This window comes from Acidimicrobiales bacterium, assembly GCA_035316325.1.
Taxonomy (GTDB): Bacteria; Actinomycetota; Acidimicrobiia; order Acidimicrobiales; family VFJN01; genus DASXTK01.
The window spans coordinates 1-15,956 of record DATHJB010000139.1; the positions used below are offsets into that span (position 1 = coordinate 1).

The 15,956-nt window shown below is 71.6% G+C and carries 16 protein-coding genes; 12 read left to right on the top strand and 4 right to left on the bottom strand.

The features are described from left to right. Window positions 1-563: M15 family metallopeptidase (locus VK611_18570; protein HMG43340.1), on the top strand; the 563-nt coding region annotated here is incomplete at its 5' end. Between the two features lie 57 nt (window positions 564-620). On the opposite strand, the gene VK611_18575 is transcribed toward VK611_18570, so the two are convergent. Then, window positions 621-2,489: a hypothetical protein gene (locus VK611_18575; GenBank protein ID HMG43341.1), complete on the bottom strand. Its 1,869-nt coding sequence runs from the start codon at window positions 2,487-2,489 to the stop codon at window positions 621-623. A gap of 82 nt (window positions 2,490-2,571) precedes the next feature. Next, entirely contained in the window at window positions 2,572-2,796 is a 225-nt protein-coding gene (locus VK611_18580; GenBank protein ID HMG43342.1) for a hypothetical protein, read from the bottom strand. A 212-nt stretch (window positions 2,797-3,008) separates the two neighbouring features. On the opposite strand from VK611_18580, the gene ung reads away from it, so the two are divergent. The 5 genes from ung (at window position 3,009) to VK611_18605 (ending at window position 5,735) form a co-directional block, all read left to right on the top strand. Then, complete coding sequence (ung, locus tag VK611_18585) at window positions 3,009-3,674, top strand: uracil-DNA glycosylase (GenBank protein HMG43343.1); 666 nt, start codon at window positions 3,009-3,011, stop codon at window positions 3,672-3,674. 69 nt (window positions 3,675-3,743) lie between these two features. Beyond that, window positions 3,744-4,043, top strand: a complete 300-nt coding sequence (locus VK611_18590) for a UBP-type zinc finger domain-containing protein (GenBank protein ID HMG43344.1) — start codon at window positions 3,744-3,746, stop codon at window positions 4,041-4,043. A gap of 48 nt (window positions 4,044-4,091) precedes the next feature. Then, window positions 4,092-4,409, top strand: coding sequence for a metalloregulator ArsR/SmtB family transcription factor (locus VK611_18595; protein ID HMG43345.1), 318 nt, complete (start codon window positions 4,092-4,094; stop codon window positions 4,407-4,409). Next, window positions 4,406-5,185, top strand: a complete 780-nt coding sequence (locus VK611_18600) for an MIP/aquaporin family protein (GenBank protein HMG43346.1) — start codon at window positions 4,406-4,408, stop codon at window positions 5,183-5,185. The genes VK611_18595 and VK611_18600 overlap by 4 nt, the downstream gene beginning before the upstream one ends. Then, window positions 5,088-5,735 (top strand): arsenate reductase ArsC, encoded by a 648-nt coding sequence (locus tag VK611_18605; protein ID HMG43347.1) that lies wholly within the window; start codon window positions 5,088-5,090, stop codon window positions 5,733-5,735. The genes VK611_18600 and VK611_18605 overlap by 98 nt, the downstream gene beginning before the upstream one ends. 5 nt (window positions 5,736-5,740) lie before the next feature. Here VK611_18605 and VK611_18610 read toward each other — a convergent pair whose 3' ends face one another. Then, window positions 5,741-6,076 (bottom strand): metalloregulator ArsR/SmtB family transcription factor, encoded by a 336-nt coding sequence (locus VK611_18610; protein ID HMG43348.1) that lies wholly within the window; start codon window positions 6,074-6,076, stop codon window positions 5,741-5,743. A gap of 87 nt (window positions 6,077-6,163) precedes the next feature. Here VK611_18610 and VK611_18615 point away from each other — a divergent pair, with 87 nt between their 5' ends. Next, entirely contained in the window at window positions 6,164-6,553 is a 390-nt protein-coding gene (locus VK611_18615) for an ArsI/CadI family heavy metal resistance metalloenzyme (protein ID HMG43349.1), read from the top strand. Window positions 6,554-6,757: 204 nt separating this feature from the next. Here the strand turns inward: VK611_18615 and VK611_18620 are convergent, their stop codons facing one another. After that, complete coding sequence (locus VK611_18620) at window positions 6,758-7,525, bottom strand: hypothetical protein (protein ID HMG43350.1); 768 nt, start codon at window positions 7,523-7,525, stop codon at window positions 6,758-6,760. A 94-nt stretch (window positions 7,526-7,619) separates the two neighbouring features. Between VK611_18620 and VK611_18625 the strand changes: the two genes are divergently transcribed. The 5 genes from VK611_18625 to VK611_18645 form a co-directional block, all read left to right on the top strand. Then, window positions 7,620-8,225, top strand: a complete 606-nt coding sequence (locus tag VK611_18625; protein HMG43351.1) for a TetR/AcrR family transcriptional regulator — start codon at window positions 7,620-7,622, stop codon at window positions 8,223-8,225. Window positions 8,226-8,293: 68 nt separating this feature from the next. Continuing rightward, on the top strand, window positions 8,294-10,441 hold the full coding sequence (locus VK611_18630; protein ID HMG43352.1) for an ABC transporter permease: 2,148 nt from the start codon (window positions 8,294-8,296) through the stop codon (window positions 10,439-10,441). Next, on the top strand, window positions 10,438-13,485 hold the full coding sequence (locus VK611_18635; GenBank protein HMG43353.1) for an MFS transporter: 3,048 nt from the start codon (window positions 10,438-10,440) through the stop codon (window positions 13,483-13,485). Before VK611_18630 ends, VK611_18635 begins: the two co-directional genes overlap by 4 nt. A gap of 71 nt (window positions 13,486-13,556) precedes the next feature. Continuing rightward, window positions 13,557-15,338 carry a hypothetical protein gene (locus VK611_18640; protein ID HMG43354.1) on the top strand — a complete coding sequence of 594 codons (1,782 nt, stop codon included), beginning with the start codon at window positions 13,557-13,559 and terminating at the stop codon, window positions 15,336-15,338. Between the two features lie 29 nt (window positions 15,339-15,367). Then, the coding region (locus tag VK611_18645; GenBank protein HMG43355.1) for a hypothetical protein at window positions 15,368-15,956 on the top strand (589 nt) is incomplete at its 3' end.

The window sequence follows — 15,956 nt, forward strand, 5'->3', positions numbered from 1 at the left end:
ACAGCTGGGGGACGGCGGTCGACATCAACGCGCCCGTGAACCCCCGGAAGCGGCCGCTGACCACGAACATCCCGCGGAACGTGCGCGACATGTGGAAGGGCAACGGGTTCCGCTGGGGCGGCGACTTCGTCACCTCGGTGCCCGACCCGATGCACTTCGAGTTCACGGGCACGGTCGCCGACGCCCGGGCCATCAACGCCCGGCTGCGTCGCTTCCTGGGCGCGGCGCCGTCGCCGCCGTCGCCTGGGTCGCCGCCGACGGCCGCGGGGGAGCGGGGGCGGATCATGGAGCTGCAGCGCCTGCTGCGGGTGACCGCCGACGGCGCCATCGGGCCCAACACGGTCGCCGCGATGAGCCGCAACATGATCGGTTGGCGCCGCGACCTGCCGGGCAACCGCAACCCGAACCTGGTGTCGTGGCTGCAGCGGCAGGGGCGCCGGAAGGGCTACGCCCTGCGGGTCGACGGTGCCGTGGGGGCCGAGGTGAACCACCTCATCGTGGTGGTGCTCGGCCAGCGCGACGGCATCTGCGGCCCCAACGGCTACCGCGCCGCCGTCCGCTAAAGACCCGAAATTGCGTGGCTGGTGGCCGTAGAGCAGCCACCAGCCACGCAATTTCGCTTACGGGTGGGGGCCGAAGATGCCCTCGAGCAGATCCTCGATGGCGTTCGGCGGGTCCGTGGTCGTCGGCGCGGGCGGCGGCGGGGTGGTGGTGGGTGCGGTCGGGCGGTCGGTGTCGACGTCGCGGACGCCCGAGTGGACGCCGGTCGTCTCGCTGGTGCCCGGGATCAGTGACCCGGCCGTGCTGCTGCTCGACGACGTGGTGCCGTCGGTCGGCGCCGGCCCACCGGCGGGCTGTGGCGAAGGTGCCGCCGGCTTCGGGCGGGTGTCGCCCAGCGAGTCGGTCACCCGCGTGCCGGGCGTGGCCCCCGCGACCTCGGTGTCGGAGCCGCCGTCGCCGCCCGACGACCCGGCCGACTCCGACGACGCCGGCTCGGCGATCTCGACCACCGTCGCCCGCTGTGCCTGCTGGAGGGCCGTGGCGAAGGCGTCGGGCCACACGAAGCCGAGCTGCCACGCCGCCACCGCGCTGGCCGCCGCCGTCATCACGGCCGCCATCCGGGGGCGCGACTGCCAGTACCCCTGCGTGGTCGCCACCACCCGGCCGAGCAGCCGGGCCGAGATGTAGAGCATGCCCAGCACGGGCACGGCCAGCAGGCACAGCCCGACCAGGCCGTTGGCGGCGGTCACCACGTCGAAGCCGTGGTCGACGCCGGCGATGCGGCGGAGCTGGCTGCCGGCCGAGCCCGAGGCGGCGCCGGCCAGGCGGGGGAGCAGCACCACCAGCAGCACGATGTTGGCCAGCAGCACCGGGGCGGTGATCGCCACCCAGCCGGTGATCAGCTTGCGGGCCCGGGGGTTGAGCTCGTCGAGCTTGGCCCGGGCCGTGGCGAGCGCCGCCGGGTCGCGCCGCCGGAAGAGGGTGGTGAGCACCGGCTGCATGTAGGTGAAGAGGTTGGGCACGCCGGCCAGGTCGCTGATCACGTAGTAGCCGTCGAGGCGGACGAAGGGGAGGAACTGGCGCAGCGTCTCGAGCTGGGCCAGCACCAGGTACACGAGCAGCGGGGCGAAGCCGGTGGCCAGGTAGGCGCCGGCGACGCCGAGGGTGAAGAGGACGTTGAACCACACGCCGCCGAGGTCGGTGCGCAGCCGTCCCTTGCGGGACAGGCGGTACGAGTCGGTGACGTCGGTGTAGAAGACCGGCCACACGAGGTAGACGCCGGCGCCCATCGCCCCGGGGGTGGCGCCGCCGAAGCGGGCGGCGGTGGCGTGGCCGGTCTCGTGGAAGGCGCCGGCGACCAGCGTCAGGCCGGTGATCAGTAGCACCAGCAGGGGGTGGTAGATGATCTCGCGCACCCCGTGGGTGATCTCGTCGCGCTTGGCGAGCACCAGCCAGGCGTCGAGCGCCAGCAGCCCGGCCAGCCCGGCCACCACGACCGGTGCCCGGAACAGCGGCAGCAGCGCCCGGGTGACGACGCCGTGCAGCCGGGCGGGCACCAGCGGCACGCGCATGCGCAGGGTGAGCAGGGCGCTGGCCCGGGGCGACGGCGGCGTGGCGCCCTCCACCGAGCGGATGAGGCCCGCCGGCCGCAGCTTCTGGTTGACCAGGTAGGCCACGTTCTCGACGCTCACCGAGCGATCGAGCTCGCCGGTGATGCGGGCGGCCACCTGGTGCAGGTGGTAGCCGGCGGCCAGGCAGGTGGCCACCAGGTAGATGAGCTCGGTGACCTGGATCACCTGCCCGTCGCTGCGCTTCACCAGGTACGACGGGGTGCGGAACCCCGAACCCTGGTACTTGCCCAGCAGCTCGACGCCGTCGGCCAGCTCCAGCCGCTCGCCGCCGAGGTCGACCGGTGCGGTGATGTCGTCGCCCAGGTCGCCCAGGTCGCCGACGTCGCCGATGCCGATCTCGATGGTCTCGCCCGACATGATCCTCCTCGTCCCCGGACCCGACGGTGGGGGCGAGCCGTAGCCCGCCCCCGGGTTCCGCCGTGTGTCCTCGTTCAGGCCTTTAGAAGATCCCGACGAAGAGCTTGTCGATGTCGACGACGTCGCTGTCGTCACCGGTCAGGATGTTGACGTCCTTCACGATGTCGATGTCGTGCACGTCGGCGTCGACGTTGACGAGACCGCCGCAGAGCCAGTTGTGGCCGTTTCCACCCAGGCCGGTCATGACCTCGCGTGCGGGCAGGTACTCGGTCGACTGGAGCTCGAGCTCATCGTTCGAAAGTGCCATGCTTTTTGTTACTCCACTCGTTGTTTGCAGTTTCTGGCCCAGACGGGGGTGTCTGGGACCCGCCAAACTCGCAACGGGCGGAGCGCAACGTAACGGCCACCCTGAGTGCTGTAAACACGATGTGCGGGATAAATACCACCGACGGTGTAAGGCTTTTTGGTCGGATCGGCGGACGACCAGGCCGGCCCCTCGGGGATGGCAGCATGGCGGTGATGACGAAGACGGATTGGAACCCGGTCCTGCGCCAGGAGTTCGCCAAGCCCTACTGGGACGACCTGCAGCGGTTCGTGGTGGAGGAACGGCAGCGCAGCACCGTCTACCCGCCCCACGACGAGGTGTTCGCAGCGCTGCACCTCACGCAGTTCGCCGACGTGAAGGCCGTGATCCTGGGCCAGGACCCGTACCACGGCCCCAACCAGGCGCACGGGCTGTGCTTCTCGGTGCGCAAGGGCGTGCCGCTGCCGCCGTCGCTGCAGAACATCTTCAAGGAGCTGGAGCAGGACGTGGGCGTCGTCGCCCCCGACCACGGCTGCCTCGACCACTGGGCCCGTCAGGGTGTGCTGCTGCTCAACGCCACACTGACCGTGCGCCGCTCCAACGCCGCGTCGCACCAGGGCAAGGGCTGGGAGGTCTTCACCGACGAGGTGCTCAAGGCGGTGAACGAGAAGCCCGAGCGGGTGGTGTTCATCCTGTGGGGGGCGTCGGCCCGGAAGAAGAAGGGCCTGATCGACACCTCGCGCCACGTGATCGTGGAGTCACCCCACCCGTCGCCGCTGTCGGCGTCGAGCGGGTTCTTCGGCAGCCACCCGTTCTCCCGCACCAACGCCGCGCTGGTCGAGGCGGGCCGGGAGCCCATCGACTGGTCGATCCCCTCGTAGCCCCACCAACCACCCCGCCGCCGCCCCAAGCGGTCTCGGGCTTCGCCGAGGCGCCATAGCCTCTGAACCATGTCCGACGTCTGCACCCACATCGACGAGGTCGTCACCGCGCACCCGTCGCCGTCGAGCACCGGCTGCGAGGACTGCCTGCGGGCCGGTGACCGCTGGGTCCACCTGCGGCTGTGCATGACGTGTGGCCACGTCGGCTGCTGCGACAGCTCGCCCAACCGCCACGCCACGGCCCACTTCCGGGAGTCGGGTCACGCCATCGTCCGCTCCTACGAGCCGGGCGAGGACTGGTGGTGGTGCTACGCCGACGACGTGATCCTCGACGTCCCCGACGCCCCACCTTCCCCTTCCCACCCGTAGCCCCGACCCGCTGGACAGCGGGCGAGATATCAACCAAGATCGATATCAATGAACGTTGATGTCGAGGTGGACGAGGCCACAGGCGCGCTGCTGAAGCTCCTGGGGGAGCCGCTGCGGTGGGAGATCGTGCGCCGGCTCGCCGTCGAGGATCTCTGCAACTGCCACCTCGTGGAGGAGCTGGGCGCGCCCCAGCCGCTGGTCAGCCACCACCTGCGGGCGCTGCGCCAGGCCGGTGTGGTGCGGGCGGAGCGCTTCGGGTCCTTCACCTACTACTGCCTGGTCGGCGACGTGATCAGCGGGCTCGCGGCGCGCCTCGGCGCCCTGGCGACCGCTCCCGCGCCCCGACGCCGGCGGCCCTGCTCGTGAGCGTCCCGCCGCCGTCGCTCGGCGCCCGGGCGCTGGCGGAGGGCCTCGGCACCGGGTTGCTCGTCGTGGCCGTGGTCGGCTCCGGCATCGCCGCCCAACGCCTGTCGCCCGACGACGTCGGCCTGCAGCTGCTGGAGAGCTCGACGGCGACGGCCCTGGCGCTGGTGGCGCTGATCGTCACCTTCGGGGCCGTGTCCGGCGCCCACCTGAACCCCGTGGTGACGCTGGCGGAACGCCTCCGGCGACGGATCGACACCCGGGCCGCCATCGCCTACGCCGCCGCCCAGGTGCTGGGCGGGTGCCTCGGGACCGTCGCCGCCAACGTGATGTTCGAGCTGCCGGCGGTCGACTGGTCCACCACCGATCGGGCGACCGGCGCCCACGTCTTCGCCGAGCTGCTGGCGACCTTCGGCCTGCTCACCGTCATCTTCGGCGCCGTCCACACGGGCCGCCCCGACCGGGCCGCCGTCGCCGTGGCCGGCTACATCGGCGCCGCCTACTGGTTCACGTCGTCCACCAGCTTCGCGAACCCCGCCGTGACGCTCGCCCGCACCCTGTCCGACAGCTTCGCCGGCATCGCGCCCGCGTCGGCACCGGCGTTCGTCGCCGCCCAGCTCGCCGGCGCCCTGCTGGCGGTGGCCGCGGCCCGCGTTCTGTTCACCTCAGAGGAGGCCCACGATGCCCGACCTCAACTCCCTCAGCCCCGACCAGACGCTGGCCCTGCGAACGGCGGCCAGCAACCTGCGCAGCGAATACGAGGGCACGTTCTCGACTGAGACCATCCAGCTGTTCCTGGAGACCAGCTTCGACCAGTTCGCCGGGCGGGCGTCGGTCGTGCACTTCCTGCCGCTGCTGGCCGAGCGCTTCGCCCGTCAACGCCTCACCGCGCTCGCCAAGGTGGAGGGCAGGAGCGACGACGGGCTCCCGATCGTCCTGTTCCTGTGCGTGCACAACGCCGGGCGGTCGCAGATGGCGCTCGGCTGGTTCAACCACCTGGCCGGCGGGAGGGCCGTCGCCTGGTCGGGCGGGTCGGAGCCCGGCAGCGAGGTGAACCCGGCCGCGGTCGCCGCCATGGAGGAGGTCGGCATCGACATCGCCCGGGAGTACCCCAAGCCCTGGACCGACGAGATCGTCCGCGCCGCCGACGTCGTGGTCACGATGGGCTGCGGCGACGCCTGCCCGTACTTCCCGGGCAAGCGCTACGAGGACTGGGAGCTCGACGACCCCGCCGGTCAGGACGTCGACGCCGTGCGCCCCATCCGCGACGAGATCGGCACCCGCGTCCGCACACTTCTCGCCAGCCTCGACGTCCCCGTCGCGACCTGACGGGCTCAGGCGCCGAGGGCGGCGCGGACCTCGGCGAGGCGTTCGGGGCGGAGGCGGAACCAGGCCCACTTGCCGCGCTGCTCGCGCTCGAGCAGCCGGGCGTCGACCAGCAGCGACAGGTGGTGGCTGATCGTGGGCTGGCTGCGACCCAGCAGGGCGGGCAGGTCGCAGGCGCAGACCTCGCCGGTGGGCGCGGCGGCGACGATGCTGACCAGCCGCAGACGCACCGGGTCGGCCAGCGCCTTGAGGACGCCGGCCAGCTCGGTGGCGGCGGCTTCGTCGAGGCGGCCCCCGGTCAGCGGCGGGCAACACAGCTCGACGAGGGGGATCCGAGGCTTCATCGCCAACACATTGACATCCTTCGATCTGTAAGCGCTATCGTATCGACAACCATCATATCGATGGTGATCGAAACAAGAGGAGCGACCATGCGCCTGCAGCTGGCCCTGAACGTGTCCGACCTCGACGAGGCCGTCGACTTCTACCGCCGCATGTTCGGCGCCGAGCCCGCCAAGACCCGGCCCGGCTACGCCAACTTCGCCATCGCCGACCCGCCTCTGAAGTTGGTCCTCTTCGAGGGGGACGGCGACGGCGGCACCATCAACCACCTGGGCGTCGAGACGGAGACCGCCGACGAGGTCGTCGCCGCCGAGGCCCGCCTGAGCGACACCGGCATCGACACCACCGGCGTCGCCGACACCGAGTGCTGCTACGCCGCCAAGACCGAGACCTGGGTGGCCGGCCCCGACGGTGCCCGCTGGGAGTGGTACGTCAAGAACGCCGACGTCGCCGACACCCCTCCGTGCTCCTGCAGCTAGCCGGGAGCGACGGCCGGCGCGGTTTCACGACGTCGCTGCGGTGTCGCCGCACCGAAACGGTCGGCGGGCGCCGCTGCGACGTCGCCATCACTCCACCTGAGCAACCCGAGTCATCCGTGGTCGCCAACCCGCTCTTGAGTCGTCTGTGGTCGGTCTCCGACGACAAACGACTCGGGGTCGCCGGACCGACCAGAGATGACTCGCCTACACCCGGGAGCGCAGGGCCCAGGCGGTCATCCGGGCGACGCAGTCGTCGCGAGGGCGGAGGCTGCAGGTGCCGCACTGGTGGCCGGCCGGCAGCTTCAAGAGGAGGCAGCACGTGCGGCGGATCGGGAACGTCACGACGTCGTCGGCATCCGGGACGGCGACCAGCTCGATGGTGCGGGCCAGGTCGGGCCGGGCGGCCAGCAGCCGGGCGCGATCGGCGTCGGCCCGGGGCCCGAGGCGGGTGAGCGTGCTCGCCGCGGCGAGCGCGGCGGTGCCCCACAGGTGACGGTTGCCGGTGCGCATCGTGTGCCGCACGGTGGCGACGACGGTCGCCACCGCGGCCACCTGGTCGGCCGGGCCCGACGGCAGGGCACCCAGCGGCAGGGGCTCGCCCAGCACCCGGTCGAGCAGCCGGCGGAAGAGCTTGACGTCGTCGACGACATCGACGACATCGACGACGTCGGGGACCTCGGGCCGACGCAGCCCCACGACGACCCCCGTCGGCCCCTCGCGCACCACCACGTTGGCGGCCGTCAGGTCGGGCACCCGTCGCTCTGCGGCCCACGCGTGAACGCCCACGGTGACCAACACCGAGATCGCCTCCCGGGCGACCTGCGCCAGCACCAGCGCCCGGTCGTCGCTCCCGAAGCGACCGCTCGCCGCGCGCACCAGCCGGTCGATCGCCGTCGGCTCGACGAGCAGGACGTCGACGCCCAGCCAGGCCGGATCGTCGTCGACCCCACCGACGAACCGCTCGTGAGGCACGCTTAACACCTCGCGTGTACTACCCGACACGCCCTGTCCAGGGCAAGGATCCCGATCGTTGCACATGGTGTGAAAAGGCCCTAACGTCGTTCCCGTGGGCGAGACGAATGTCACAGATGGCCGGCTCCTACGCGCCAACCGAACCCGTGACAACGTCGTGGACGCCCTCCTGCAGCTGATCGACGAGGGGAACCTGCGCCCCACTGCCCGTGAGATCGCGGCCCGGGCCGGCGTCTCCCTGCGCTCGCTCTACGTGCACTTCGACGACGTCGAGGCGCTGTTCTTCGCCGCCGCCGTCCGCAACGAGGAGCGCGGGGCGAAGCACATCCCCGAGAGCCGCAACGAGGGCACGTTCGAGACCCGCCTGCTCGCCTTCGTGCAGCGCCGGGCCCTCATCTACGAGGGCGGGCGCAACGTCCGCCGGGCGGCGATCCTGCAGGAGCCGTTCTCGATCGCCATCCGCACGATCCTCGAGGAGGCCCGCAAGCGGGGCCGCCAGGAGATCGAGTGGGTCTTCGCCTCCGAGCTGGTCGACCTCACCGACGACCAGCGTCGCGGGCGGCTCGCCGCGCTCGACCTCGCCAGCCACGCCGCAGGGTGGGACCTGCTGCGGGAGCAACACGACCTGGACGTCGACGACGCCGTCTCGGTGATGCGGGACCTGGTCCGTGCCGCGGCGCGGCCCATGGCCCGCACCTGACCACCGACCACAACCGACTGCCCAGGGGGGATGCGGTGACAACCCACGGAAGAGGTGTCATCGGCGGAATGACAGTGACGTCAGCCAGGGGCGTCCTGACGCGGGTCGGCGACCTGGCCTCGGGCCCGTTCGAGTGGGTGGTCCCGCTGGGAGCGATGCTGCTGATCCAGCAGCTGTTCCTGCCTGCCACCCTCGGCGTGGTCATCGACGGCGCCCTCTACGGCGGCCGCATCGCGCTCATCGCCCTCGGCATCGCCCTCGTGTACCGGGCCAACCGCATCGTCAACTTCGCCCAGGGCGACCTCGGCGGCCTGCCCGCCGTGCTGGCCGTGATGCTCGTGATCGGCTGGCACTGGAACTACTGGATCGGCCTGGTCGTGGGCCTCGGCGCCGCCGTGCTGCTCGGCGGCCTGGTGGAGACGCTGATCGTGCGGCGCTTCGAGCACGCTCCCCGGCTCGTGCTCACGGTCGCCACCATCGGTCTCGCCCAGCTGCTGACCGGCGCGGCGTTCCTCCTGCCCCAGGCGTTCGGCGAGGACTTCGGCTCCAAGCTCCCGCAGCCCTTCGGCACCGACTTCACGCTGGGCGGCACCACCTTCCGCGCCCACGACATCCTCACCATCGTCATCGTGCCGCTCGCCCTCGTCGGGCTGGCCCTGTTCCTGCAGCGCTCGACCGTCGGCATCGCCATCATCGGCGCCGCCGAGCGCCCCGACCGGGCGGCCGGCCTCGGCATCCCGGTGAAGCGCCTCCACACCGTCGTGTGGGCGGTGGCCGGGGTCCTGGCGTTCCTGGCCATGTACCTGCGGGCCGGCGTCGTGGGCCTGCCCATCGGCCAGGCCCTGCCCATCGACTTCCTGGTGCAGGCGCTGGCGGCCGCCGTGTTCGGCCGGTTCACGCGCTTCACCACCATCGGGGCCGCCGCCATCGGGATCGGCATCCTCGACCGGGCCATCACGTTCCAGCCCTGGAACCGGCCGGCCTACAGCCACGTGGTCGTCTTCGTGGTGGTGCTCGTCGGCCTGCTGCTGGTGCGACGGAGCCGCGGCCGGGTCGACGCCGACGCCTCCACCTGGCAGGCCACCGAGGAGATGCGGCCGACGCCCCGGGAGCTGGCCCACCTGCCCGAGGTCCAACTGGCCCGCTTCGGCGGCTGGATCCTGGCCGCGGCCGCCGTGCTCACCCTGCCGATGTGGCTCTCGAACAGCCAGATGTCGCTGGCGACGATCGTCGTGCTGCTCGGCATCGTGGCCGCGTCGCTGGTGGTGCTCACCGGGTGGGGCGGGCAGGTGAGCCTCGGCCAGATGGCGTTCGTGGGCGTGGGCGCCGGCATCGGGGGAGCGCTCACCGAGCGGGGCTGGGACCTCGCCGTGTCCATGCTGGTCGCCGGGCTCGCAGGGGCCGTGGCCGCGGTGGTCGTCGGCTACCCGGCGCTGCGCCGTCGGGGCCTCACGCTGGCCGTCAGCACCCTGGCCTTCGCCCTCCTGACCGCGGAGTACCTGCTGGACCGGAGGAACTTCGACTGGCTGCCCCGGTCGAGCATCGGCGAGCCGACGCTGTTCGGCAGCATCCACATCGACCACGAATCCCCGGACCCGGTCTTCTACGTCGCGGTGGCGACGCTGTTGCTGGCGCTGGCGATGGTGACCGGGCTGCGGCACAGCCGCACCGGCCGGGTGCTGATCGCCATCCGCGAGAACGAGCGGGCCGCCCAGTCGTACGGGATCAACGTGATCCGGACGCAGCTGGCGGCGTTCGCCCTGTCGGGCTTCCTGGCCGCGCTGGCCGGGTCGCTCTACGTCCAGCAGGCGGGGGGCCTGACGCCCAACCCGTTCGCTCCCGAGCGCAGCCTGCAGCTGTTCACGATGGTGGTGATCGGCGGGCTCGGGTCGCTGCCCGGCGCCCTCCTGGGAGCGACCTACGTGCGCGGCGCGGAGTTCTTCCTGCCGTCGGAGTGGAAGTACGTGGCCAGCGGCGTCGGCCTGCTGGCGATCCTGATGGTGTTCCCCGGCGGGTTCGGCGGGCTGCTGGCCCTCGGCCGTGACACCTGGTTCCGCTGGGTGGCCCGACGGCGCGGGATCGTCGTGCCCAGCCTGATGGGGGAGCGGGTCGACGACAGCGACGCCGCCGTGCCCCACGCCGCCGAGGCCGTGGTCGACGAACCGGAGCCGCCACCGGTGGTCGACGGGTCCGACAGCGAGCCGGTACTCACATGAGCGAGCACGCTGGCGACACCACCGGGCACCGGAGCGACAACGACACGATCGTCGCCGCGGCGACGCCGACCGAACCCGTCACCCCACCCCAGGGCCGCTGGGCCGCCTGGAAGCAGAAGACCACCGGCGGGGCGCCGTTCTTCCCCCTCGGCGTGCTGTTCGGGCTCAACGTGGTCGACGAGCTCGACCGCACCGCGTTCGGCGTGCTCAGCCCTAACATCCGCGACCACTTCAACCTCGACCTCAACGGCATCCTCACCGTGATCGCCCTGTCGTACCTGGCGGCGTTCCTGATGGCCGTGCCGATCGGGTTCTTCGCCGACCGGCTGCCCCGCATCCCGATCATGGTGATGGGCGCGGCGGCCTGGGGCATCTTCTCGGTGACCACCGGGATGGCCGCCACTCTGTGGATGCTCGGGATCTCCCGGGCCGGCGCGGGCCTGGGCCGGGCCGTCAACGACCCGGTGCACAACTCGCTGCTCGCCGACTACTACGACATCCCGGTGCGCGCGCGGGTGTACTCGATCCACCGCTACGCCAACGCCCTCGGCCAGTTCCTCGGGCCGCTCAGCGCCGGCCTGATCGCCTACTACGTGGGCTGGCGCACGCCGTTCTTCCTGTTCGGTGCGGTGACGGCGGTGTTCGTGGTGCTGGCAATGCGGCTCCACAACCCGGTGCGGGGCCAGTTCGAGCGCCGGGCGGTGGGCGTGAGCGAAGAGGTGGCCGTCACCGAGGAGCAGCCGCCGTCGTGGGCCGAGTCGTGGCGCATCCTGTGGCAGGTCCGCAGCCAGCGGCGCATCTTCTACTCCCTGCCGTTCGTGGCCATCGGCATCATCGGCCTGGTGGTGCTCAGCGGCCTCTACTACGAGGAGATCTTCAACCTCGACGAGCGCGAGCGGGGCTTCCTCGCCGCCCTCATCGAGGGGCCCGCCCAGCTCGTCGGCCTGCTCATCGGCATCCCGCTGGCGACCCGGCTGATGATGAAGGGCCCGGGCCACGTCCTCAAGTTCCTGTCCCGGATCGCGGCGGCCATCTCGGTGGCGTGGGTCGTGTTCGCCTGGGCACCCAACCTGGGCATCGCGGTCGCCGCCAACTCGGCCATCTCCGCCGGCCTGTTCATGCTGATCCCCGGGATCTTCGCGGTGATGTCGCTGGCGGTGCCGTCGAAGGTGCGGTCGTTCGGCTACGCCGTCGGCCTGCTCTGGGTGCTGCCCGGGTTCCTGATGCTGCCGTTCATCGGCGCCATCGGCGACGCCCACGGGCTGCGCATCGGCCTCCTCTGCGCCGCGCCCGTGTTCCTGATCGGCGGCCTGATCCTGGCGTCGGCCGGCGAATACGTCTCCGACGACATCACCCGGGTGTGGCGCTCCGCGGCGACCCTGTCGGAGGTGGCGCACCTGCGCAGCCAGGGCAAGGTGAAGCTGCTGCTGGCCCGCGACGTGAGCGTCCACTACGGCAGCGTGCAGGTGCTGTTCGGGGTGAACATGGAGGTCGACGAGGGCGAGATCGTGGCGCTGCTCGGCACCAACGGCGCCGGCAAGTCGACGCTGCTCAAGTCGATCTCGGGCCTGGTCGAGGCGAGTGACGGGGCGATCATCTTCGACGGCCGCGACATGACCCACACGCCGCCCGACGAGGTCGCCAAGCGCGGCGTCGCCCAGGTGCCCGGCGGCCAGGGCGTCTTCACCCAGCTCAGCGTGGCCGACAACCTGCGCCTCGCCGCCTGGCAGGTGCAGAGGTCGCCCGACGAGGCGGCGATCGCCACCGAGCGGGTGCTGGAGACGTTCCCGATCCTGCGGGAGCGCTGGCACGTGGAGGCCGGCAACCTCTCCGGCGGCCAGCAGCAGATGCTCACCCTGGGCATGGCGTTCATCGGCAAGCCCCGGCTGCTGATGATCGACGAGCTGTCGCTGGGCCTGGCGCCCGCAGTCGTCGGCCAGCTGCTGGAGATGGTGCGGATGCTCAAGCAGCAGGGCACCACGATCATCCTGGTGGAGCAGTCGGTGAACGTGGCGCTCACCGTCGCCGAGCGGGCCTACTTCATGGAGAAGGGCGAGATCCGCTTCGAGGGCCCGACCTCCGAGCTGCTGGCCCGGCCCGACCTGCTGCGCTCGGTGTTCTTCTCGGCCGCGGACAAGGCCGGCGGCAACGGGGACAACGGTGCCGAGCCCGGCGTCTTTGAAGGAAAAGCGCCCGTATCGGGTCGTTCTCCTTCAAAGAACGGGGAGGACGAGCTGCCGGTGCTCGAGGTGCGCGACGTCGTCAAGCGCTTCGGCGGCGTCCGGGCGCTCGACGGTGTGTCGTTCGACGTCGCCCCCGACGAGATCCTCGGCTTCATCGGCCCCAACGGTGCCGGCAAGACCACCCTGTTCGACGTCATCTCCGGCTTCGACACCCACGACCAGAGCGGCACCATCCGCCTGCGCAACGGCGACGACGTCTACGACCTCCACGGCACGCCCACCCACGTGCGGGCCTGGCGGGGCCTGGGCCGCTCCTTCCAGGACGGCCGCCTGTTCCCCGGCCTCACCGTGGCCGAGACCATCGCCGTCGCCCTCGAGCAGCACGTCGAGGTGCGCGACCCGATCGCCGCCAGCCTGCACCTCCCCGCCGTGAGCGACTCCGAGGAGCAGGTGGACCTCGCCGTCGTCGACCTGGTCGACATGCTGGGCCTGGGCAGCTACCGCGACAAGTTCGTGCGCGAGCTGTCGACCGGCACACGGCGCATCGTCGATCTGGCCTGCGTGCTGGCGCAGGGGCCGAAGGTCGTGCTGCTGGACGAGCCGTCGAGCGGCATCGCCCAGCGCGAGGCCGAGGCGCTCGGGCCGGTGCTGCGGCGGGTGCGCGAGGAGCTGGGGGCCAGCCTGCTGGTGATCGAGCACGACCTGCCGCTGCTGATGTCGATCGCCGACCGCATGATCGCCCTCGACCTGGGGCGGCTCGTGGTCGACGGCGACCCGCAGGAGGTCATCGACCACCCGACGGTCGTCGAGTCGTACCTGGGCACCGACGCTGCGGCGATCGCCCGGTCGGGGGCGTCGTAGCCGGCCGGTGGGGAGGCACGAAGAGGCGGAGCAGAGAGAGAACATCCAGGCCGCCCGAGGGGGAGCGCCCGATGACTGAGACAACTGAGACCAACGAGACCGGGGGACAACCGTCCCGGCCCACCAAGAATCCGAACGGCACGGCTCGTGCCCTCCGTCGCTACGGACCGATCGTGGGGGCGGTGGTGCTCGTCGCCGGGGCCATCGCCATCTTCGGTGGTGGCGGCGGCGATGACGACGACGGGGGCGGGGGCTCTGGCGTCGAGGCCAGCACGGCCGACGTCGACAAAGAGGAGCTGATCCGCTCCGGCCCCATGACACCGCAGAAGGCCGAGCTGGAGGGGAACGACGACGTCGACTTCGGCCCCAACTGCGACACCGACACCGGCAAGATCCGGCTGCCCACCGTGCAGGTGCCGCAGTGCGTGGAACCGTTCGACGGCGAGAACGGGGGCGCCACCACGCCGGGGGTGACCGAGGACGAGATCCTCGTCGTGGCCTACTCCACCGACCCGGCCCGCGACCCGCTGGGCTCCGCGCTCGTCTCCGGCGGCGGCGCCGACGTCGACCCCGCCCTCACCACGGAGTCCCTCCAGAACTACGTGCGCCTCTACAACGAGGTGTACGAGACCTACGGACGGACGGTCCGGCTGGAGCGGTTCATCGGCTCCGGCGCCGCCGACGACGTCGAGGCCGCCAGGGCCGACGCCATCGCCATCGCCGACATGGAGCCGTTTGCGGTGGTCGGCGGGCCGGGGCAGGCGACGACACCGTTCGCCACCGAGCTGGCGTCGCGCGGCGTCGTTTGCGGCCCGAACTGCACGCTCTCCGAGCCCGAGAGCATCGTGGAGGAGAACTACCCCTACATGTGGGAGCCCGGTCCGACGCCGGACCAGTCCTCCCTGCTGGCCGCCGAGATGGTCGGGAAGCTGGCCGGCCCGGGCAAGGCCGAGCTCGCCGGCGACGAGGCGACCCGGGCCAAGGACCGCGTCTACGCCCTGGTGCACTACGACACCCCGGGCGGCGACCACCAGCCGATCTTCGAGGCGCTGCGCGACGGGCTGGAGGAGCAGGGCATCGACCTGGAGATCGACATCCCGTTCGAGCTCGACCTGTCCACGGCCCAGGAGAACGCCCGCACGATGGTCGCCCAGCTGGAGCAGGCGGGCGTCACCACCGTGATCTTCTACGGCGACCCGTTCACCCCCGGGCCGCTCACCACCGAGGCCACCGCCCAGGACTTCCACCCCGAGTGGATCCTCGGCCCCAGCGTGCTGGCCGACGCCACCTTCTTCGCCCGGATGATGGACGGCGACCAGTGGAAGAACGGGTTCGGCATGTCGCTGATCGCCGGGCGCGGCGCGCCGGACACCAACTCCTCGGTCCGCATCTACGAGTGGGCCTACGGCGAGGAGCCGCCGTCCAACACGGTGGTCATCAGCGAGCCGCCGCTGCGGACGATCTTCAACGGCATCCACCTCGCCGGCCCCGACCTCACCCCCGACACGTTCCGCGACGGGCTGTTCCGCTACGAGCCGACCGGCGGTGGTCCCACCGAGCCGGGCGTGTCCCGGGGTGACCACGGCCTCTGGCCCGACACCGACCTGGGCGGCATCGACGACATGACCCTCATCTGGTGGGATCCCGGCGTGTCGGGGCCCGACGAGATCGACAACGAGGGCCCGGGTATGTACCGCTACGCCAACGGCGGCGAGCGCTACACCCTCGGCGAGATCCCCGAGTCGATCGAGGACGCAGGCCTGTTCGACGTCGACAGCTCCGAGACCGTGTACGAGGAGCTGCCCGACGAGGACCAACCGCCCGACTATCCGCCACCGGACCTGCCCGACTGACACGACGGGTCTGCCAAAGGAGCCAAGAGATGTCGACGACAGACGACGAGCCGGAGGTCAACGGCAAGTCGGACACCCCTGACGCCACTGAGGCGTCGGACACCACCGACGCCGAAGCCGACGCGCCCGATCCCACGGACGCGCCGGTCGAGGCCGAGGCCGAGGCCGACGCGCCCGCGGCGAGCAAGCCGTCGAGGCTGGAGGCGCAGCGGTCCGCCCGCGAGGCCGACCGTACGGCCCGCACGCAGGGCTCGGGCGGCTGGCTCCGCTCGGCCAAGCGCTACGGGCCGTTCGTCGCTGTCGCGATCGTCGTCGTCGTCGCCATCGCCATCTTCAGCGGCGGCGACGACGGTGGTGACGACGACGCGGCCACCGGCGGCGACCCGGCCGTGACCGACGAGGACGAGCTGGTCCGCTCCGGGCCGATGACCCCGGCCCGGGCCGAGCTCGAGAGCGTCGACGTCGACTTCGGGCCGACCTGCGACACCGAGCTCGGCCGCGTGGCGATCCCGACGATGTACTCGGCCCCGTGCGTCGAGCCCTTCGACGGCGACAACGGCGGCGCCACGTCGCCCGGCGTCACCGGCGACGAGATCGTGGTGGTGCGCTACGAGACCG

Coding starts and splice junctions, on each gene's coding strand:
- VK611_18575 (HMG43341.1), bottom strand. CDS start 2,489: ATGTCGGGCGAGACCATCGAGATCGGCATCGGCGACGTCGGCGACCTG.
- VK611_18580 (HMG43342.1), bottom strand. CDS start 2,796: ATGGCACTTTCGAACGATGAGCTCGAGCTCCAGTCGACCGAGTACCTG.
- ung (HMG43343.1), top strand. CDS start 3,009: ATGACGAAGACGGATTGGAACCCGGTCCTGCGCCAGGAGTTCGCCAAG.
- VK611_18590 (HMG43344.1), top strand. CDS start 3,744: ATGTCCGACGTCTGCACCCACATCGACGAGGTCGTCACCGCGCACCCG.
- VK611_18595 (HMG43345.1), top strand. CDS start 4,092: ATGAACGTTGATGTCGAGGTGGACGAGGCCACAGGCGCGCTGCTGAAG.
- VK611_18605 (HMG43347.1), top strand. CDS start 5,088: ATGCCCGACCTCAACTCCCTCAGCCCCGACCAGACGCTGGCCCTGCGA.
- VK611_18610 (HMG43348.1), bottom strand. CDS start 6,076: ATGAAGCCTCGGATCCCCCTCGTCGAGCTGTGTTGCCCGCCGCTGACC.
- VK611_18615 (HMG43349.1), top strand. CDS start 6,164: ATGCGCCTGCAGCTGGCCCTGAACGTGTCCGACCTCGACGAGGCCGTC.
- VK611_18630 (HMG43352.1), top strand. CDS start 8,294: ATGACAGTGACGTCAGCCAGGGGCGTCCTGACGCGGGTCGGCGACCTG.
- VK611_18635 (HMG43353.1), top strand. CDS start 10,438: ATGAGCGAGCACGCTGGCGACACCACCGGGCACCGGAGCGACAACGAC.
- VK611_18640 (HMG43354.1), top strand. CDS start 13,557: ATGACTGAGACAACTGAGACCAACGAGACCGGGGGACAACCGTCCCGG.